The sequence below is a fragment of the Bacteroidia bacterium genome, from assembly GCA_037045145.1.
In the GTDB taxonomy this organism is placed as follows: Bacteria; Bacteroidota; Bacteroidia; order AKYH767-A; family OLB10; genus OLB10.
The window spans coordinates 278,728-300,476 of record JBAOIA010000012.1 but is presented as its reverse complement, the minus strand read 5'-3'; the positions used below and the strand labels follow the sequence as shown (position 1 = coordinate 300,476).

The window sequence follows — 21,749 nt, the reverse complement described above, 5'->3', positions numbered from 1 at the left end:
TTATTTGATGTGCCAAATCATGAACAATTGTTGGTAACTATCTGCAAGTTTCAATCTTTCAGAAGTTTATTTTTGTGCTAAAACCATCATATACATGACAAGATATTTTGTTACATTATTTTTTACGCTTACATGTTTGATTTCATCAGTCAGGTCACAGACACTAAAGAGTTTTAATACAGATCCTTCAAGCTATCTTCTTGATTTGAAATCGTTTTTTGAAGAGACAAATAAAAAAGAAGCCGAGAAGATTATGGAGGAATTCAAACCGGTTTATCTTGGGAAGTTTAATGCGCAGCAACAACAGACTATCATTACAACAAGTAATCTGATGCTGAAGAAACGCATGAAAGCTTTTCCTGATTTTGTTACCTACACATCTGTGCTGAATGCTTATGCTTCCAGCGGACAAGATGCAGCAACTTTTACTTCATGGCATACTGCTTTTGAAAAAGCAATAGCAAAACTTAGTGTACGAAAATTGGGTGACTTTCTTGAAATTTCGCAGTTGCTTTTTCGTAACAACACATTGTATGAGTCAAGCGCTGTTGCATGGAGTTCAAGTAATAATAAATTTGCATTTGGGTTCGACTCTTTGCCAAAAGTTACTTTTTCCGGAATGACATTACGATGTTTTGGAAAGGGTGATAGCTCTGCTATAGAAGGAACAAAAGGAGTTTATTATCCCAATAACCTTATGTTTTATGGCGATGGAGGGACAGTGAATTTTACTCGTGTAGGAATAAGTGTTTCGGAAGCAAATGCCATTGTCAAACGTTATGCTATCAATTTAAAAGGATCGGAATATGCAATGGATTCTGTTGCGTTTACCTACAAGAAATATTTTGATCAGGAGCTTAAGGGTCGTTACATTGATAAATTGTTGGCTAACGTAAACGACTCCAATGCTACATACCCAAGGTTTTACTCTTATGCTGCCAATCTCGACATAAAGAATATGGTGAAAGATGCCGATTACAAAGGTGGGTTTTCATTGCAGGGAAGTAAAATGGTAGGCTCAGGCAACAGACGTCAGGATGCATCAATCACTTTTAATTTAAATGGCAAACCTCAGTTGAAATTGCTTTCTCAGGGTTTTATTTTTCGTCCTGACAGAATAGTTTCTGTAAATGCTGCAGCTGTAATTTACTGGGAGAAGGATTCAATTTATCATCCCGGAGTTGAGTTTAAATATATTTATGGTGATAAAACAGTAACACTTACAAAGAATGGTCAAACAGCAATCAATAGCCCCTATTTTGACAGCTATCATAAAATGGATCTTGATTTTGATCAGTTGATATGGAAAATTTCAGACCCATTGATGGATCTTAAGATGATTTCCGGTGGTGGCGAAAGTAAGTTGAAATTTGAGTCAGTAAATTTCTTTTCACGACAGCGTTTTGATAAAATACAAGGACTCTCTGAAGTACATCCGCTTTTTAAAATTAAGCAATATGCAGAGGAGCATAATGTAAAAGTTATCAGTGTGCCGGAGTTTTCTGAATATATGAAACTTACTGAAAATACAGTACGCAATCAAATTCTTCAATTATCATCATTAGGATTTATTTCTTATGATGCCGATGCGGATAAGTTTATTGTCAAAGACAAGGTGATGTACTACCTCAATGCGCGCACCGGTAAGGTTGATTATGATGAGTTGAAAATTGAATCCATGATTTCAGGATTGTCTAATGCAACCATCAACTTATTGAATTTTGATATAAATATGCGTGGTGTAAGTCATGTATTAATCAGTGATTCGCAGGAAGTTTATATTCAGCCTTTGGATCAGGAAATGACACTTAAAAAAAATCGTGACATTGTTTTCAATGGGCGTGTCCATGCAGGAAGACTTGATTTTTACGGTAAAGAGTTTACTTTTAACTATGCCGATTTTAATATTGACTTAAAAAATGTGGATTCACTGCGATTTAAAGTTCCGTCAGACACTGTTGATGAAAGAGGAAGGAAAAGACTCATTCCTATTAAAAGTATTTTGCAACAGTTGAACGGAAAACTTTCTATTGATAATCCAACCAATAAGTCAGGGTTTGTTCCAAATGAAGAATACCCCATTTTTGTTTGTACCAACAAGTCTTTCATTTACTATGATTATCCTGAAATATTTGGTGGTGTATATAAACGCGATAAGTTTTATTATCATCTCGATCCATTCAGCATTGACAGTCTCAACACACTTACCAAAGAGGGACTGGTGTTTGAAGGAAGTATGGTATCCGCAGATATTTTTCCTGAATGGCGCCAGCAACTTACGGTGCAGCGAGATTACTCTCTGGGATTTGTTACCAACACGCCCGATGCCGGATTTGCAGCCTATAGTGGCAAAGGGAAATATCGTCAGCAAATCAGTTTAAGTCACGAAGGATTCCTTGGAAAAGGGGAGGTGGATTATTTGAGCAGCACTTCAAAATCAAACAACATTATTTTCTTTCCTGACAGCATGCATGCCGTTACTCAAAGTTTTGCGGTAAGAAAGGAACAGGTTGGTGCTACACGTTTTCCTGACGTTAAGAATGAAGATGTGTTTGTTAACTGGCGACCTAAAAATGATAAGATGTATGTGTTTAAAAGAAGCAAAGATTTTGTGTTGTTTAATGGTGAAGCAATCCTCGATGGAAACTTAGTGTTGATGCCTTCAGGAATTAATGCCAATGGCATTATCCGCTATCAACAGTCTCAATTAATCAGCAATAATCATTTTATTCACGAACACAGCTATGGGTCAGATTCTGCAGAATTTAAACTCAATACAGATGCCGGTGATTTGATGGCATTGCATACACAAAATGTCAAGGCTAATATTGATCTTGATAAACGTATTGGGGATTTCAGCAGTAAAGGTGATAAAGCTAAAGTTGAATTTCCTGTCAATGAATACATTTCTTTCATAAGAGATTTCAAATGGTTTATAGATAAATCAGAACTTGAATTTGGTGGTTCAGATGCAAGTGCTGACAAGGCAAATGAGTTTGTTTCTGTAAACAAACAACAGGATTCCTTGCGTTGGGATGCACCATTGGCAACCTACAATCTAAAGTCATACTTACTTAAAGGGTTTAAGGTGAAGGAAATTTTGGTAGCGGACGCCTCAGTAATTCCTGACTTGGGAAATGTTGTCGTAGAGCGCAATGCTGTCATGCGGCCATTAGTTAATAGCAAGGTAATAGCCAATACTACTTCACGCTATCACACTATGCTTAATACAAATATTACCATTCAAAGCAGAATGAATTATTCGGGTGATGGTAATTACGAATATATGGATCAGACAAAGGTGAAACATAAAATTAAGCTTACACAGATTGGAGTGGACACGTCAAAACAAACATTTGCCATTGGCGAAATCCCAGATTCATCTCGGTTTTTTATTAGCCCGACAATTCAATATAAAGGTAAGTTAAGAATTAATGCGCCAAAAGAAAATCTCTACTTCAATGGATTTGCAATTGTTAATCATCACTGCAATACTTTTGAACACAATTGGTTTGGCTTTGCGGGTGACATTGACCCTAAAGGAGTGAACATTCCGATTCAAAGCCCAGCTAACGAAAGTTTGCAGAAACTTTATTCAGGAATTTATTTCGGCAGCGACAGCACCATGATGTATCCTGCATTTTTATCAATGAAGAAGCATAGTTCAGATGCAGAAGTTATTTCTGCTGAGGGTTATCTGACCTTTGATAATAATTCTCAACAATATAAAATATCTGGTACCATACCTGGAACAGATTCAACCAAATCGGCAAGTGTTATTACTAACACTGTTATTCTTGATGATAAGCGATGTCAGTTAATTGGGGAGGGCCGCATAAATCTCACTCAGGATTTTGGTCAGCTTTCGATTACGAATTTTGGTATGGTTAACTATTCAACGATTAATGACTCTATAGGGTTTGATGCAGTTATGGCAGCAGACTTTATGTTTAATGATGATGCACTAAAACAAATGGCCGAAATGTTTAACTCTATTCCTGCATTGCAGCCATTTATGGATGACAGACCTGTTTATAGAAATGCTTTAACTAATATGATTGGAAAAAACAAAGCAGAAAAGTTGTTGAATGAAACAGGATTATATGGTTCTGCACGAAAAGTTCCTTCCGAGTTGCAGCATACTTTGGTGCTTAGTGAGCTTAAGTTTTATTATAATAAGGAGCGTGCCTCTTATATCTCTGTTGGAAATATTGGTCTTGGAGTTATTGGTAAGACTTATGTAGGCAGAATGGTAAAAGGAAAAGTTGAGATAATGCGAAGACGTAGTGGTGATGTATTGAACATTTATCTGGAAGCATTACCTGATATGTGGTACTATTTTAATTATCAGCGTGGTGTTTTACAAACAATTTCTTCTGATGAAAAGTTCAATAAGCCAATTGATGAAATGAAACCTGAAAAACGAGTAGCATCAGAAAAAGGCGGACTTGAACCCTATCAGTTTATGCTTGCCACAGAAAGAAAGAAGAATGAGTTCTTGAAGAGAATTAAAGATGCTGACTTGTAAGATTGGAATTAATAAATTTTATGTATTTATTTTGAATCTTTAAATTATTTAAAGTCTAATAAGTAAAAATTATTGGATGCAACGAGAACATCATTATAAGGCAAATATTGTTTGGACAGGAAACACAGGATACGGTACCAAAGATTATTTAAGCTATGATAGAAGTTATCTTGTAAAAATTGAGAATAAGTCTGACTTGCATTGTTCTTCTGATCCGGCATTTCGGGGTGATAAGACTAAATACAATCCGGAAGAATTGTTGTTGGCTTCATTGTCATCATGCCACATGTTGTGGTATCTGCATCTATGCTCCGATGCTGGTGTTGTTGTCAAAAGTTATTCAGATAATGCTACCGGTATTATGAATGAAACTTCAACCGGTGCCGGACAATTTGAATCAGTAACACTTAATCCGCTTGTAATAATAACAGATGCTTCTAAAATGGATTTTGCAATTTCATTGCATAAAAAAGCCAATGAGTTGTGTTTTATTGCAAACTCTGTAAATTTTAAAATTTATCATAGTCCTATTATAACTCTTGAAACCGGATGAATGTAAGTATTCACCTTATTGAAAATGCTGTTTTAACATTCCTTCAAGACCGAAACACACAGTACTTTATGATTTTTTCATATTTTAGCTGCGTTTTGGTACTATTATAGTTAATGTCAAAATAAAATATAAAAACATATTCAAATGAAAAACACATTCTTTACAATGGCATTTGTTCTTTGTGCTTTTTTTGTCAAAGCACAATCATCTAATGTTATATTATTCACTGAAAACGGTGAGAAATTTTATGCAATTCTAAATGGTGTCAGACAGAATGCAAATCCTGAAACAAATGTGAAAGTAACAGGGCTTAATGCAAATTTCTACAAATTAAAAGTGATTTTTGAAGATACTAAGTTGGGTGAGAAGGATTTTAATCTTGCATTTAACCCCGGCATGGAAACTACATTTAGCATTAAGTTTATAGCTAAAAAGAACAGCTATAGCCTGCGCCCTTTAAGTGAAGTGCCTTTGGCACAAGCGCTTCCTCCGGCAGCTAACCAAACTGTTGTTGTTTACAGTGAAATACCAGCCCCGCCACCTGCTGCATCAACGGTGACTCATACAACAACAACCACAACAACAGATGGAACACCCATACCTGGTGATAATGTGAATGTAAACATTGGTTTAAATATGAATGAAACGGGTGGTGGTATCAATATGAATGTTTCCGGTGGTACTATGCAAACTACTACCCATACTACAACTACTACAGTTACACATACCACTACATCAGAGCCGCCTCCGGTAGCACCTGCACCACCTGCACCCGTTGTTTATCTGCCGGGTTATAATGGTCCTTATGGTTGTCCTGTCCCGATGGCACCACAGGATTTTTCTGACCTTAAACAATCAATTTCTTCAAAGTCATTTGAAGACAGTAAAATGACCATTGCAAAACAAGTGCTTAGGAGCAATTGTCTTTTCACCTCTCAGGTAAAGGAACTTATGGGTCTCTTTACATTTGAAGAATCTAAATTGGATTTTGCAAAGTATGCCTATGATTTTACTTATGATATAGGAAATTATTTTAAAGTTAACGATATGTTTACCTTCGAGTCGTCAATAGATGATTTGAATAATTATATCAATAGTAAACATTAAGAAATTAATTATTTAAAAAGGCCGGGAACATTTGTTGCCCGGCCTTTTTTATTGCAAATGCCTTAAAGATTACTAAATGTACTATATAACTTCTGTAAATAACTTTTTGCAGATATCGTGTCTGCAATTGCATAATATGGTCTTTTATAAATGAATTTTTTATTACTCAAATCATACACAAATGTACAACTGTCTGTTATCCATCCTTCGGCATCATCCATACACAAATAAGCAAAGCCGTGTCGCTTGCGGTTAAGTAAATCGTTGCTCCAGTTAAACATACCTGCATTTAAACCTAATTGATGCATTAGAGTAGCCGGGATATCGTGATGTGAACCGGTGCTGTAAACATTTTTATTTTTATAAATATTTTTTACAACATTGCCAGCCATTACCATTGGAATGTGCCTTATGTAATGACTGTAGTACGACCTGTCGCGAGGAATTTTATTGCCATGATCTGCGACTACAACAAATAAAGTATTTTTAAACCAAGGTTCTCTTTTTGCCATTGTCAAATAATTCCTTAAACTATGGTCTGCATACCATGCAGACCCTTTAAACAATTCATTCGGGTTTTCATTTCCAAAAGGTGATTTCATTGGAATATCGTAAGGCTCATGCGAGCTTAATGTCATCACAACAGAAAAGAAAGGCTCTTTAGTCTGATTTAAATCGTTCAGATTTTTTTCAAAAACAAATTCATCGTGTGCTCCCCATTTGGCACTCAATTGCTTTTGTTTAAATTTCTTTTTACCGGTTATTTGTTCAAACCCCAAGTTGACTAAATAAGTGTTCAGGTTTGAAAAGTCAAGATCGCCACCATAATAAAAAGAAGTGCTGTAGCCTTGCTTCCTAAGTTCAGCAGGTAAGGAGGGGAGTTTAGCAGTCTTATCCGGAAAGCGCATTATGGATTGATTAGGCTGAGCCGGAAATCCACTAAGAACTGCCACAAATGCCTGATCTGTACGTGCACCACTGCTGTAAATATTTCTAAAAGATAATCCATTGTGAATCAATGAGTCTATTGTGGGCGAAACACCGGCTTCACCACCCATAGCACCAACAACATCAGCTGAAAAGCTCTCCAGCATAATGATTACAATATTTGGTCTTTTATTGTTCAGCACCGACATTATATCAACAGGTGTTTGAAATAGCTTTTTTACATTCTCTTCAGCAAACTCATTACTATAAAATTTGTAAAATGCAGCATTTTCACTTTTAGTTTGATTGAGATTGTGTCCCAAGTGCCAAGCCGGATTTGTGGCAATGTGATTGAGTGTGATATTTTCACTGAAAGCAGCTGCACTCTCATTTACTGGCAGCATCTGCAAGCCACCACGAAACATGATTACCAACAGTATTCCTGTGACAGTAAATTGAAATAAAGATTGAATAATTGAAAGTTTAATATCAAAAAAGTGTTTTGTGATTTTTCTGAATATATACCAGGCAAGCAGAAATAGAAGTGTAATGAATATGATGCCTCCAAACAATTCAAAGTTATTTATCGACAAAAACATCTGCCGCCAGTCTGCAAGAAATGTCAGAGCACGGTAGTTGATAAGCACACCCCATGAACGATATAGAAAAAGATTGCTGACATGCAATAGAATTAAGATAAACAATATGATTCCATTGTAAGTAAAAAATAATTTTTTAATAAAATTATTACCTGTCACAACATACAATAGCAATAAAATTAACGACAGGGCAGAAATATATGCAGTTGCGGAAATATCTAACCTTATGCCATAAAGTAATGTTAATGGCAATTCATTCAGTTGAATATTTGCTGAGTTAAACTGCAGAAACAGGAAAAAGATGATTCTGAAAATACTGAAGAACAACAGCCAGTAAATGGTCAGCTTTAGAAAATTTGTAATCAAACGCATGTTAATCTGCTTTAATTAATTTTCCGTTGCCTGTGCCTTCATGTACAACACTGTCGGGATTACCGAAGTAATATATGTCGCCTACATAAGAAATTTTAGCTGTGAGCCATTGTTTAGCTCTGACATATTCTTTGTTAGCACCTTTGTTTTCTGTAAAGGTAACATCTGTATTCAAGTTGCTTGCATCAGTAATGCCGTTGCCGTTATTGTATAAATAATGCACTCCAACATAGCCATGAAATACAAAATCAGCGGGTCCGGTATGTATGTTTGTCCGCACTGCTTCTGCGTTAAATAAAAAAGTTACCTTGCCTGATGCGCCCCAATTGTTGAATATAAACTCATTATGTCGAATAGTGTCCATTAGGTCAATATTACCTGAGCCATTTAAAGTTAGCTCTTCAATATCAGGCATCCATACTGTAACTGTAAATTTATTTTTAAAGCTGCGAACCCAGTTGCATACATTTTCGTTTCTGATGTAAAGCATGCTGTCTTTTACTTCTGTGGTTATGCCTTCAATTAATTTTGAACCTGCCTTTACTTCAACTTTAAAATCATAACCAGGATAGATTTTTACATTTACATTATTACTTGCTTTAATACGGTTGAATCCTGTAATATTTCTTATTTCTGATTTGTCATTTCCCGTTCCCTTAAAGCAATCTAACATGTGGTCTTTCTGACAAGAGCAAAAGACAAACATCATAAGGATATAAATCCAATTACTGATTTTTGCCATAGGCCAGAATAATCTCTTTAACTAAACGATGACGCACAACATCACTTGCATCAAGGGTAATAAAATCAATACCATGAATATTTTTCAAAATTTTCATTGCCTGAATCAATCCAGATGGTTGTTTGTTAGGCAAGTCAATTTGTGTTACATCACCTGTGACAATAAACTTTGCAGCAGGCCCCATTCTGGTAAGAAACATTTTTAGCTGACTCTCTGTTGTGTTTTGTGCCTCATCAAGAATAACAAAAGCATGGTCTAATGTACGACCACGCATAAATGCCAAAGGCGCTACTTCAATAACTCCGTTATCAATAAAGGTCTTTAGCTTCTCTCCGGGAATCATATCAAACAATGCATCATAAAGCGGACGCAAATAAGGATCAATTTTTTCTTTTAGGTCACCGGGTAAAAATCCAAGATTTTCACCTGCTTCAACAGCGGGACGTGTTAGAACAATCCTTTTGATTTCTTTATTCTTTAATGCACGTACAGCCAGTGCCACGGCAGTATAGGTCTTTCCTGTACCTGCAGGACCAATTGCAAACACAATGTCGTTTTTATTACAGCTGTCAACCATTTTTTGCTGATTGGCAGTTCGTGCTTTTACAACAACGCCATTGGGGCCAAAGACCAAAACATCACTGCCGTTTCCTGTTGGTGGATTTACTAAAGTTTCAGCATTTTGTTCGTTAGTAATCAGCTTTTCCAATACATTGTTATCAAATTTTCCGTAGTGATGAAAATACTCAATGATACCTGTGATTTTTTTTGCCACCCAATGTATTTGCTTTTCATCACCTAAAATTTTAAGCTCATTACCTCTGACAATCAACTTAAAAGCAGGAAATTTTTCTCTTAATAAATCTAAATTACTATCGTTGATACCAAAAAACGCTACAGGATTCTCTAAATCAACAGGTATGGTTAACTCACTCAATTTTACAAAGGTTTAATGTATGCAAACCTAATTTTTTTAGACTAATCAGAAGCAATTTTTCTTAAAATTCCGACAATCTTCACTAACATCAGAAAGTTTATAATTTATCAATATAGTTATCAGCAATGACAACGCTACCGATAATTTTGTGAAATTAATTCCGGCAGCATTCATGTCATTAATTACACTCACAACAGATTGGGGACAAACCGATCACTACGTAGCAGCGCTAAAGGGCGAATTGTTCAGCATGCTGCCGGGGGTTAATATAGTTGACATCAGCCATCAGATTCCTGTTTACGATTGTGTTAAGGCTGCCTTTGTTTTTAAAAATGCATTTTATTTTTTCCCTCCTCAGACAATTCATTTAATCTGTGTGGATAAACAGCCGAATACAAGAGAAGACACCAATAGAGGTTGGATGGTTATTCAATATGGAGAATGCACAATCGTTTGTCGTAATAATGGTATTTTTACTTTGGTGAGTAAGCAGGAACCCCTAAAGGCAGTTTACATTAAAGGTTCGGAAGATGTGAGTGTGGCACATGAGAAAAGTTTTTTAGTCACATTGTTACATGATTTGGTAAACAATAAACCTTTGGTAGAAATAGGACTTCCTGTACAATCTTTTTATCAGTCGTCAATGTTTCAACCATCGCATGATGTTAATACTATTCAGGGAACGGTTATTTATGTTGATACCTTTGGAAATGTTATTACCAATATTGAGAAAGAGTATTTTGAAAATGTTGTAGGAGAAAAGCGATTTGAAATTGATTTGCCTCGACATCGTGAATTTATTACTCAAATTAATAATCGTTATGACGATGTAGAACCAGGTAAGATGGTGGCTTTGTTTAATTCATCGGGCTATCTTGAAATTGCAATTAATCAGGGTGACATTTCTTTGTTGTATGGATTTGAGTATGGTAATCAAATCAGAATTTTTCTAAAATGATAACACGTATTGTGCGATTGCCTGTTAGACCTGATGAGGGAAAAGCTTTTGAAAAACTTTTTACTTCAATAAAAGAAAAAATTGCCTCCTTTGATGGATGCAATTTAGTTGAGTTGCATAAAGATGTAGCCTCTTCGGATTATTTTACTTACAGCCTTTGGCAAAGTGAAAGTCATTTACAGGCCTATTTAGATTCATCGTTTTTTACTGATGTTTGGCCAAATGCTAAGAAAATGCTGCATCAACGTGCCAGCGCTTGGTCGCTTGAAAAAGTATGAATGTTTTTAAAAAAGAAAATCGTTTTTTGTGATAGTCATTGATTGAAACAATTTGATTTTTGAAAATCTAAATTAGTAGTGCATGATAGCTAACAAAAAAAGCTGCCCTTTTGAGGCAGCTTTTTTATTGTTTAACAATATGAATTATTGTTTTACAAACTTAACTGTAGATTGTTGTTTTTCATTATTAACAGTAAGTGTATAAACTCCTGAAGAAAGATTTTGAGTATCTAAAGTCAGTGTGTTGCTGCCATTGTTAACAGACTGTGTGCTTGAAACAATATTTCTTCCAAGAACATCACTGATGGTAATGGTCATGGTTGAAGTTTTTGCAGACTCAACAGCTATGTTCAATGTGTTTTTTACAGGCACAGGATAAACTCCTGTAACTGCAAATGAAGCACCATTAAGTTCTTTTATTCCGGTTGGGCAAATTACACCCTGAGCCAAGAACTCAACCATTACAGAAGCACCTGTGTAAGTACAGTTTGGATCAAGTGTTAGTGCCGTAATGTTTCCGGTTCCTGTTGCATTACCATAAACTACCGGTGTAATATAAAACACACCTGCACCGAAAGGATTTGTAGCATTGTTAGTTAAATTTGTTTGGAATATTCCATTGCTTCCAACAGAGATTGTTCCAGTACCACCAACAACAGCACCTGTTGACATTGGGTCATTATTACCACTGATGTCTGCATTTGAAACCATTATGCTGAACCCTTTTGTTGTACCAACTGTAGGAGCTTTAATTCCGGAAACAGTAATTGTTAAAGTACTGTCGTAGCAAATAACAGGTTTATTTAAAACAGTTAAACCTGAATTAATTGCAGTGTCTCCACAGGCAATTACTGATTGGTTAGTTACCTGAACACAGAACTGACCAGTAGAAACAGTTCCTTGTAAGCTAAATCCATCTACAATCATATAATAAACGGTACCTGGAGTGGTAGTAAAGTTTAAGCCTGCAGGATAATATGTAGTAGTTGCATTAGGGCCATCTTCATTACAGGCAACAGGAGTAAGGTTACCACAAGTACCTGTATAAATGGCTATTTGAGTATCACCATCATCAATAGGATCGGTGACACCTGCACAGGTATTGGGTGCTTCAATAAAATAAGTGTTACCATCACCGGTGAAAGTAAACCACAGAGTGTTATCTAAAGAAGGTGCGCCTCCATTACCATCAGGTTCGCCAAAACATGCAAAGCCTGTTGTAGGGTCTTGTGGCCCTGTAGTTGCATTAGTATTATCGTATGGGCCTGATGAAGTTAATGTTCCTGGCGCCTGACCGAATTGTGTATTGATGTTTATAGCACCGGCACAATCATCATTTAAAGGATTATTGCTAAGAGTTCCTGAAAACTTCCAAGCTCCACCCGGGCTACCGGCAGCAATATATTCTGCACCATAGCCGGTTGAAGAGTTAAGGAAATCAAAAGTAGTATGAGAGAAGTTGGTGTCAAGTGCAGTCCAGGTTAAACCTAAATCGGTACTGTATGAAGAACCAAAACCATAAGTAGCGTTCGATCCACCACTAACATAAATGTTTGAACCACCTACGGCTTCAATTTCTGTTGGATAGAAATTACCAGTAGGCGTAATCGTATTCCAGGTAGCACCACCATCAGTTGTTTGTTTAACAATATAGGTAGTAGCATTAACCTGAGTAATTATTCCATTGTTGGCATCACTGAATGCAATGTCAGAAATATCCTGACGATTTCCGTTTGCTGTATAAGCAGGAAGTCCTGATGCAGATTTTGTCCAGGTTAGTCCATTATCACTTGAATGTAATACATCACCATAAGTAGTAGCAAACCAAATGTTGCTGCCAACAGCAGAAAACAAGTTGGTGATACCATATTCGCCTGCATTGGTTAAAGCAGGAATGTTGGCAACAGGCACTGCTGTCCAGTTTGCACCACCATCGTTGGTAGTATAAAGCTCATAACGTTTGTTAGCACCGGCACCAACAGGATCACCCATGGTAAATCCATTTTGAGAATCAGAAAAGTAAATCACATTTCCAAAAGAAGTGCCTTGTGAATACATCCCTGCTGTTGAATTTTGTGTCCATGTTGTTCCACCATCAACCGTTTTGTAAATCATTCCACCGCCTGCATTGATGTTGCACATCATTACAAAACAAGTGTCAGCATTTAAAGGCCAAATGTTAGAGATAACCCATCCGGAGGCTACAGGAATAGTTCCTGTGGTCCATGTGTTTCCACCATCTATTGTTTTGGCAAAATCTGAAGTATATTGGCTGGTAGCTACACCATTCCACAATGCGCCCCAGCACGTATTGGCATCTACAGTTTCCATATCGAACATGTAGCCGTCATACGTCATGGGTACATTTTGACTAATCCACTGTGCTTGCGTAAATAACGAGCCTACAGCAGCAATTAATGTGAGTAATGTTTTTCTCATGATAATTTGATTTTAATTTGAATTTTAATTTGTTGCAAATGTAATTAACTTTAACATAAAATTGAGCCACGAAAGCTATTTTTGAATAATAAATCTGCCATTAGCAATCAACGACTTATCGGTTTTCAGGTGAATGAAATATTCTCCGTTTTTCCATTTGCTTGTTTGGATCACATATTCACTTTGCCCTGATTGTACTTTTATGCGGTCAACTTCTCTTCCTTTGATATCTATAATTTGGGCTATGCCGCTATCACCCGGTTCCAAATTTAGTGTTAAGGTGATGTGATTTTTGGCCGGATTGGGAACTATGTTTAAATTGAAATTCTGCATGTTGTTTAACTGTTCATTATTCACAGTAAAATCTCTGTAACCAAGTACATATTCTCCCTTCTTCAAAGTGTCAACAGAAAAAGAACCTCTTTTATCCAATGGTGAGCCCATAGTTTGAGAAGCAGAAATGATTTGCCAGTCGCCAGCAGTGTTTTCGCGATACAATAATACCAGACTGTCTTCACGGCCGGTAATCAAAGTGTTGTCAATATATCCGGTTAGCCCATTGGTTGAGCCATCATACTGAAACGAAATTTTACTCACAAATCCTGGATTGAAAATACCTTCAGCTTGCCAATAATGATAATCACTTAATCGTATTCCGGGGTTGCTGCCTTTAAATCCATCGGGCTGTACCCAATGATGTTCTATTCTTACTGTTGATGGTGATGCTCCAACAGATTGTACATTTAATGTTGTATTTGTTTCTTTCATAATCTGTAAACCCGTAGTTGTAATTATTTTCTCGTAATCCGATATTGCATCGCTGATTTTTTCACCTCTGTCTAATGCTATCCATGTTGCATTTGCCATCAGCAATGGAATATGAAACATTTGTGTGGCAGAGTCAATTTGTATGCTCACAGTAGTGTCAGTAATGCCATCACTAAAGGTAATATCTACGGGCATGGAATAAATGTGTCCATTGCTGCCTTTATTACGCTGACGGGTGTAAACAAAGTAATGATCCAATCCTCCGGGAACATATATTGCAGAGTCAATAGAAAAATGTGGAAATCCCGGAGTGTAAACCCAATCTGTAAAAAAACGTGAATAGTCTGTTCCTGTGGAAGAAGTAAATGCATGTTCCATGTCAATACTCGATGCATTGCTATAAGCAAAAGTGTCTAAATAATGTTGCGCTCCAACTTTAAATAATGAATCGCCTGCATAATTTCTTAAAGTATGAACAATATCGGCACCTTTTTGATATGCTGTATTTCCATAGGTAACCGAGGTCGGAACGTTATTCAATGCAAGATATCCACCATCGGTAATATGTGCCAGTTGCAATACTTTTCTGTGATTTGTCCTAATCCAGTCTTTATACGCTGTTGGTCCATAAATTGCTTCTGTAAACAACGCTTCATTGAAAGATGCCCAGCCTTCGTTTAGCCACATGTCTTCAGCAGTTTTACAGGTCACCTTATCGCCCCACCACATGTGCGATAACTCATGTGCCCACAATGTTTCATAACCAAGTGTGCCATTAATAAAAGCCTTGCCAATGGCAATGTTAGTGGCATGTTCCATGGCACCACCGGTAAAATTTACCAATGTATATCCTATTTTATTGAAGGGGTAACTCCCATAATACTGTGTGAACAGATTTATTGCTGCCGGCAGGTTAACAAACGTGGCTGACACTGCCGCAGTATCGGCAGGCAATGCTGCAATTTCAATAGGAACACCATTGTAAGTTCTCGACCATGAAGTGTATGGTCCGGTTGCCATACAAGCTAAATAAGTTGGAATATAATCATTCATTTTCCAATGCCAGGTGATGGTGTTGTTGGCATTAATGAGTGAATCATTTAAAAAACCATTGCAATAGGCTTTTTGTGTCAGTGGTGTTGTAATATAAAATTCATATTTACTTTTATCATCAAAAACATCAAGACAAGGAAACCAAACTTTACCTAAGTTGTGAGGGTCGGCAGTAAAACCTACACCGAGATTAAAGGCCATGTTCGGAAAGAAATAAAATCCGCCAAATCCTGATGCATCTTTTTTCGGACTACCTTGATATGCTACGGTTAAACTTATAGTGTCATTCGTGTTTAATACAACAGGAAGACTAATATTTAGTTTATCGTTTTGATAGGAATAGGGTAGGTTTCCCAATGGATAATAAACAGAATCAACAGTCAGCTGAAACAAATCCATTTCAATGGCACTTAGATTATTTTGATTGGCAACAATTTGTATTTGTGTTTTTGCTTTAATTTGTTTGCCGGTAAAGTCAATAGTATCAATACTGATAATGTACTTTTCTATATGAAAAGTGTCTGCTATTGAAGTCATAGCCGACAAGCCGGTGTTAAAGGAAAATATACCCAACAACAGGAATAGTAGTTTTAAATTAAATGATTGAAGTTGTTTTGATTTTAGATGATATAGAAATGAATTCATAAATAAAAATTAATGCTGACATAATTGAACTTTCAAATATAGAAATTTTTAACCTAGAAATAATGACTAAAATTTTCATAGCATCATTTTCTTTTTATTTGCATTTAATATTATCGAAATTTAATGATTGAGTTTGAACATCAGGTTAGAGTTAGATATGCCGAAGCCGACAGAATGGGATATGTGTATTATGGAAACTATGCTGTTTATTTTGAAGTGGCAAGAGTAGAAATGCTGCGCAGTCTTGGTTTACCTTACAAGTCACTTGAAGATAAGGGAATTATTTTGCCGGTATCTGATTTTTCTGTTCAATATAAGAAACCGGCATTTTATGATGACTTACTGACGATAAAAACTACCATCAGAAAAAAGCCTTCTGTACGAATTGTTTTTGACTATGAAACCTTTAATGAAAAGGGAGAGTTACTCAATACTGCATCGGTAACACTTGTCTTTGTGAGTAAGGCAACAGGTAAGCCGGTTAACCCGACTGATGAATTTAACATAGTGTTTACACCATATTTTCAGAATTAGACAACCTGTTTTATTTTGTTTTACTTAGCTTTGGCAAAAGATTTTCACATTAATCAAAATCAACTGAAATAACTGACTAAATATTTTATGAGTTTAAAACGAGCGTATATTTTCCCCGGTCAAGGATCACAATTTTCCGGAATGGGAAAAGATTTGTTTGAACAGTCTGATGCCGCCAAAAGAATTTTTGAGAAAGCAAACAGCATTACAGGATTTGCTATTACAGAGATTATGTTTGGTGGTACCGATGAAGAGCTGAAACAAACTAAGGTTACACAACCGGCAATTTTTATTCATTCCTGTGCAGTCATTGCTTCGCTTGGAGAAAATTTTCATCCCGACATGGTTGCAGGTCATTCATTAGGCGAATTTTCAGCATTGGTAGCTAATAGATGTCTGAGTTTTGAAGATGGGCTGAAGCTGGTGATGGAACGTGCACTCGACATGCAAGCTGCATGTGAATTAAAGCCTTCAACTATGGCAGCTATTCTTGGTCTTGAAGACGAAAAAGTGGAGACAATATGTGCTGGAGTTAATGACGTTGTTGTTTGTGCCAATTATAACTGTCCCGGTCAATTGGTTATTTCCGGAACTATTGAAGGTGTAAAAACTGCATGCGAACAACTCACTGCTGCCGGTGCAAGACGTGCTTTGCTTCTTCCTGTAGGAGGAGCATTTCACTCACCACTGATGGAGCCTGCTCGTGAGAGGTTAGCCAATGCCATTGCTAACACAACTTTTGCAATACCGGTTTGCCCTGTCTATCAGAATGTAAATGCATTGCCTTCATCCGACCCACAACAAATCAAGCAAAATCTTATTTCACAACTTACAGCACCCGTTCGGTGGACACAAACTGTTATTAAAATGGTGAATGACGGTGCTACTGATTTTATCGAAGCCGGACCCGGAAAAGTTTTGCAAGGACTTGTAAAGAAAATTCATAAAGATGCACAGGTAATGAGTGCATAATTTTTAATCATTAATAATAATTATAAATGGAAAAAGCAACACAATATTCAGAACAAAATAAAGATCGTTTCCTCAGTGAATTGCTGGAACTTCTGAAAATACCCTCCGTCAGCGCTGACTCTAAACATAAAGCTGATATGGTTCGTACAGCAGAGTTTGTTAAGTTAAGCCTTGAAAAAGCCGGTGCCGACAAAGTTGAAATTTGCCCAACAGGTGGACATCCTATTGTTTATGGAGAAAAAATAATTGATCCTAAGCTGCCAACAGTTTTGGTGTATGGGCACTACGATGTACAGCCGCCCGATCCATTGGATTTATGGCATTCACCACCGTTTGAACCGGTAATTAAAAAGACAGACCTTCATCCCGAGGGAGCCATCTTTGCACGTGGTTCATGTGATGACAAAGGACAGATGTTCATGCACGTAAAAGCCTTTGAAAGCATGATGAAAACATCTTCGCTGCCATGTAATGTAAAGTTTATGATTGAAGGAGAAGAAGAAGTAGGCTCATCAAACCTTGGCATTTTTGTTAAAGCCAATAAAGAAAGACTTAAAGCAGATGTAGTATTGATTTCAGATACTTCGATGATTGCCAACGACACACCCTCTATTGATGTTGGATTGCGCGGTCTGGCCTATATGGAAGTTGAAGTTACAGGACCTAACCGCGACCTTCACAGTGGTGTTTATGGGGGTGCTGTTGCAAATCCTGCAACAATACTTTGTCAGATGATTGCATCGTTACATGATGAAAATAATCATATCACTGTAAAAGGGTTTTACGATGATGTGTTGACGGTGAGTGATGCTGACAGAGGAGATTTGGCTAAAATACCTTTTGACGAAAAAGAATATATGAAAGATTTGGGCATTAATGAGGTATGGGGCGAGAAAGGATATACTTCCATTGAGCGAACCAGTATCAGACCAACACTTGAGGTAAATGGTATTTGGGGAGGCTACACCGGTGAAGGTGCTAAAACTGTATTACCCTCAAAAGCATTTGCAAAAATCTCCATGCGTCTGGTACCGAATCAAAGCTCAGACAATATTTCCAAGCTTTTCGAAAAGCATTTTCTATCCATTGCACCACCTTTTGTCAAAGTAAAAGTTTCTGCCCATCACGGTGGCGAACCTGTTTTAACTCCTACAGATAGTGTTCCATTTAAAGCAGCCAGTATGGCAATGGAAAAAACTTTTGGTAAGAAACCGATAGCCACCAGAGGTGGCGGAAGTATTCCGATTGTTGCACTGTTTGAAAAGGAGTTAGGTCTGAAAACGGTGTTGTTTGGCTTTGGGTTAGACAGCGATAACCTGCACTCTCCCAATGAAAAGTATGGTTTGTTTAACTTCTATAAAGGCATAGAAACAATACCTTACTTCTTTCAATATTTCACAGCGTTGAAAAAATAACACCAAAGAAAATTACCTTTTCAAACAAAGTTAAATTTTTAAAATCCGTTACTTAATTTATTATACTAATGAAACAAATATTTATTCTTGCCTGCTGTGCAGTTTCTCTTGCAGCAATTTTTGCATTTAAGAAAAAAGATCCACAGCAAACTGTATCACTTACAGCCGCTAAAGCGCCCAAAGCAATTGATTTGTCCAACTTCGACAAGAGTGTAAATCCCGGAGATGATTTTTACCAATATGTAAACGGCAACTGGCTAAAAAAGAACCCGCTGCCTGCCTCAGAAACACGATGGGGCTCTTTCAATGTGCTGGATGATATTACACGTCATAGAGTACTTACTATACTAGAAGAGACAGCAAAAAATAAAGATGCTGCAGAAGGTAGCTCCACACAGAAGATACGTGATTTCTATTTGTCTGCTATGGATACTGCACTTATAGAAGAATCAGGTTTCTTACCCATTGTTCCGCTGTTCGAAAAAGTTGATAAGGTAACAGATAAAAATCAACTACCTGCACTGGTGGCTTATCTGCATACTATAGGCATTAACAGTTTTTTTAATTTTTATGTTGGTCAAGATGATAAGAAAAGTGATCAGATAATTATCACGCTTTATCAGGGTGGGCTGGGATTGCCTGACAGAGATTATTATCTTAAAGATGATAAAGAGTCAGTAGAAATCAGAGCGAAATATTTATCGCATATCAAAAACATGTTTCATTTAATGAGCATTCAGCCGGAGGGAAATGCTGTAGGAAATCTGATGAGTCTCGAAACAGAGTTGGCAAGAATATCACGCTCACGAGTTGCGTTACGCGATCCGGAAAGTAATTACAATAAGATGGTTACCGAAGATTTTAATAAAGAAATGTCTGCATTTTCTATGGAGAAATACTTTGGCTCGTTTGGTGTAAAAGAAAATGAAATCATTGTTGGACAACCAGAATTTTTTAAACGGTTCAATGAGTTAATGGAAAAACTACCATTGGAAGATTTAAAATTTTATCTTAAATGGGATATACTTAACAGCCGTGCAAGTACATTAAGCTCAGACTTTGTTAAAACAGATTTTGAATTTTATCAGGGCGTATTGAGTGGTGCTAAAGAAATGCGTCCACGCTGGAAGCGTGTATTAGGAACCATGAATGGTACTATGGGTGAGTTGATAGGAGAGTTGTATGTGAAAAAGTATTTTAGTCCGGAGGCAAAAGATCGTGTCAACAAAATGGTAGATAATCTTATTACAGCCTATCAGCAACGCATCAAATCACGCACCTGGCTCGAAGATCAGACAAAAGTTGCGGCATTGGCAAAATTAGAAAAGGTTATCCGAAAGCTGGCTTATCCTGACAAATGGCGCGATTATTCTAAGATGATTATTAAAAAAGATTCTTATTGCAATAATGTGAACCGTGCAGCTGAGTTTTGGTTTCAGTACAACCTTTCAAAATTAGGAAAGCCGGTTGACAAAACAGAGTGGGGCATGTCGCCACAAACAATCAATGCCTATTACAATCCGGGCTTCAATGAAATTGTTTTTCCTGCAGCTATCATGCAGCCACCATTTTTTGATCCGCTTGCTGACGATGCTGTTAACTATGGCTCTATGGGTGCAGTGATTGGTCATGAGCTCACACACGGTTTTGATGATCAGGGTTGCCAGTATGATGCCGATGGTAACCTGAAAAACTGGTGGACAGATAAAGACAAAACACTCTTCAATCAAAATGCTCAAAAACTGGTAGCACAATTTAATAGTTACGTAGTAATTGATTCACTCACCATCAACGGACAGCTTACTTTAGGAGAGAACATTGCTGATTTAGGCGGACTGACTATTGCCTATGCAGCATTCCAAAAAACAGAAAATGCCAAGTCCAAAACTTTGCTTGACGGCTTTACACCACAGCAACGTTTCTTCATCAACTTTGCACAGGTATGGCGCAACAACATACGCCCCGAAGAGTTAAAAAAACGTTTGAAAACAGATCCGCACAGTCCGGGTAAATTTCGCGCCAATGGCACCGTGCGAAATATGCCGGAGTTCTACGAAGCCTTTAAGATTACAAAAGAAAACAAGTTGTATTTGGCTCCGGAACAGAGAATGGAAATATGGTGATTAAGTTTTTAGATACCCTATAATTGATTCTTACTTTTGTGATAAGTAAAGTAGAATTACGAAAGATAGGTATTAGCTTTTAAAATTGCAATTGAATTGTCAAAAAGCCATCCGGTTGCGAATGGCTTTTTTAATAGTTTATAACTTCAATACACCCGATAAGTTCAAGGTTTTCCATAAGGTAAATACAAAAAAGATTAGCGCCAAAGGGTGCATTTTATTATTGATCTTTTTCATCTGTAGCATTATTATCATTAAGCCAACTTTTAAATTCAGCCGTGTTAATAAACCTCTCTTTATTGGCATTATATTGAATTAGCGCTAAAGCTTTCCGGAACGAATGGCTGAGTCGTATCTGTTTTTCTGCAAGGCTTTTTTGGCTCTTAAGTTCTTTGTAAATAGAAAAAATTACTTTTTCTTCTTCACATGAAGGTTTTTCAATCCATTCTATTCTTTCATGATCATTATGATTGGAAAATTTCGTATCAAAATGTGCTTCCAACTTTTTAATGTATTCGTTTTTGATATTACGGGTTTTCCCATTAATAATTTTACTTAACTGTCCCTGGGTAATACCAAGCACAGGAGCCAATTCTTTTAATTGAATACTTCTTGTTTTAATAAACTCCTTTATTTTTTCATAGATTTTCATTGTGCTGTATAAATGTGGTTTGGAATCACTAAGTAAATGTTTTTTCTTAAAAAAAGCAAGTTTTTGAAGAATATTATAAAGATCCATAAGCAAAAAGATTTTATATTTTAAATAGGACATGTATTCGGTTTCCTTTTTTTTCCTGTT

General features: G+C 36.7%; 15 protein-coding genes. 9 read left to right on the top strand and 6 right to left on the bottom strand.

Annotated features, from left to right (window positions below; genetic code table 11):
- Positions 1-94 precede the first annotated feature (94 nt).
- The 3 genes from V9G42_10630 to V9G42_10620 all read left to right on the top strand — a co-directional run bounded on the left by V9G42_10630 (position 95) and on the right by V9G42_10620 (position 6,188).
- Complete coding sequence (locus V9G42_10630; GenBank protein MEI2759870.1) at positions 95-4,528, top strand: hypothetical protein; 4,434 nt, start codon at positions 95-97, stop codon at positions 4,526-4,528.
- Positions 4,529-4,604: 76 nt separating this feature from the next.
- Positions 4,605-5,081, top strand: a complete 477-nt coding sequence (locus tag V9G42_10625; protein MEI2759869.1) for an OsmC family protein — start codon at positions 4,605-4,607, stop codon at positions 5,079-5,081.
- A gap of 144 nt (positions 5,082-5,225) precedes the next feature.
- Positions 5,226-6,188, top strand: a complete 963-nt coding sequence (locus V9G42_10620) for a DUF4476 domain-containing protein (protein MEI2759868.1) — start codon at positions 5,226-5,228, stop codon at positions 6,186-6,188.
- Between the two features lie 62 nt (positions 6,189-6,250).
- Here the strand turns inward: V9G42_10620 and V9G42_10615 are convergent, their stop codons facing one another.
- From V9G42_10615 to V9G42_10605, 3 genes are read right to left on the bottom strand one after another with little or no spacing between them, the layout of a single operon-like run.
- Entirely contained in the window at positions 6,251-8,086 is a 1,836-nt protein-coding gene (locus V9G42_10615; GenBank protein ID MEI2759867.1) for an LTA synthase family protein, read from the bottom strand.
- A 1-nt stretch (position 8,087) separates the two neighbouring features.
- On the bottom strand, positions 8,088-8,828 hold the full coding sequence (locus V9G42_10610) for a head GIN domain-containing protein (protein MEI2759866.1): 741 nt from the start codon (positions 8,826-8,828) through the stop codon (positions 8,088-8,090).
- Positions 8,812-9,765 (bottom strand): PhoH family protein, encoded by a 954-nt coding sequence (locus V9G42_10605; protein MEI2759865.1) that lies wholly within the window; start codon positions 9,763-9,765, stop codon positions 8,812-8,814. Before V9G42_10605 ends, V9G42_10610 begins: the two co-directional genes overlap by 17 nt.
- Positions 9,766-9,937: 172 nt before the next feature.
- Here V9G42_10605 and V9G42_10600 point away from each other — a divergent pair, with 172 nt between their 5' ends.
- A complete protein-coding gene (locus V9G42_10600; GenBank protein MEI2759864.1) occupies positions 9,938-10,723 on the top strand; it encodes an SAM-dependent chlorinase/fluorinase in 786 nt (261 codons plus the stop codon).
- Positions 10,720-11,001 (top strand): antibiotic biosynthesis monooxygenase family protein, encoded by a 282-nt coding sequence (locus tag V9G42_10595; GenBank protein MEI2759863.1) that lies wholly within the window; start codon positions 10,720-10,722, stop codon positions 10,999-11,001. Before V9G42_10600 ends, V9G42_10595 begins: the two co-directional genes overlap by 4 nt.
- A 144-nt stretch (positions 11,002-11,145) precedes the next feature.
- Here the strand turns inward: V9G42_10595 and V9G42_10590 are convergent, their stop codons facing one another.
- Complete coding sequence (locus V9G42_10590; protein ID MEI2759862.1) at positions 11,146-13,440, bottom strand: T9SS type A sorting domain-containing protein; 2,295 nt, start codon at positions 13,438-13,440, stop codon at positions 11,146-11,148.
- Positions 13,441-13,515: 75 nt separating this feature from the next.
- Positions 13,516-15,906: a M1 family aminopeptidase gene (locus V9G42_10585; protein ID MEI2759861.1), complete on the bottom strand. Its 2,391-nt coding sequence runs from the start codon at positions 15,904-15,906 to the stop codon at positions 13,516-13,518.
- 123 nt (positions 15,907-16,029) lie between these two features.
- On the opposite strand from V9G42_10585, the gene V9G42_10580 reads away from it, so the two are divergent.
- The 4 genes from V9G42_10580 (at position 16,030) to V9G42_10565 (ending at position 20,950) form a co-directional block, all read left to right on the top strand.
- Positions 16,030-16,440, top strand: a complete 411-nt coding sequence (locus tag V9G42_10580) for a thioesterase family protein (protein ID MEI2759860.1) — start codon at positions 16,030-16,032, stop codon at positions 16,438-16,440.
- Positions 16,441-16,527: 87 nt separating this feature from the next.
- A complete protein-coding gene (gene fabD / locus V9G42_10575; protein ID MEI2759859.1) occupies positions 16,528-17,412 on the top strand; it encodes an ACP S-malonyltransferase in 885 nt (294 codons plus the stop codon).
- 26 nt (positions 17,413-17,438) lie between these two features.
- Entirely contained in the window at positions 17,439-18,827 is a 1,389-nt protein-coding gene (locus V9G42_10570; protein ID MEI2759858.1) for a dipeptidase, read from the top strand.
- A 68-nt stretch (positions 18,828-18,895) separates the two neighbouring features.
- Positions 18,896-20,950, top strand: coding sequence for a M13 family metallopeptidase (locus V9G42_10565; protein MEI2759857.1), 2,055 nt, complete (start codon positions 18,896-18,898; stop codon positions 20,948-20,950).
- A 220-nt stretch (positions 20,951-21,170) separates the two neighbouring features.
- Here the strand turns inward: V9G42_10565 and V9G42_10560 are convergent, their stop codons facing one another.
- The gene (locus V9G42_10560; protein ID MEI2759856.1) at positions 21,171-21,689 is read right to left on the bottom strand and encodes a helix-turn-helix transcriptional regulator; all 519 of its coding nucleotides are present in this window, start codon (positions 21,687-21,689) and stop codon (positions 21,171-21,173) included.
- Positions 21,690-21,749 lie beyond the last annotated feature (60 nt).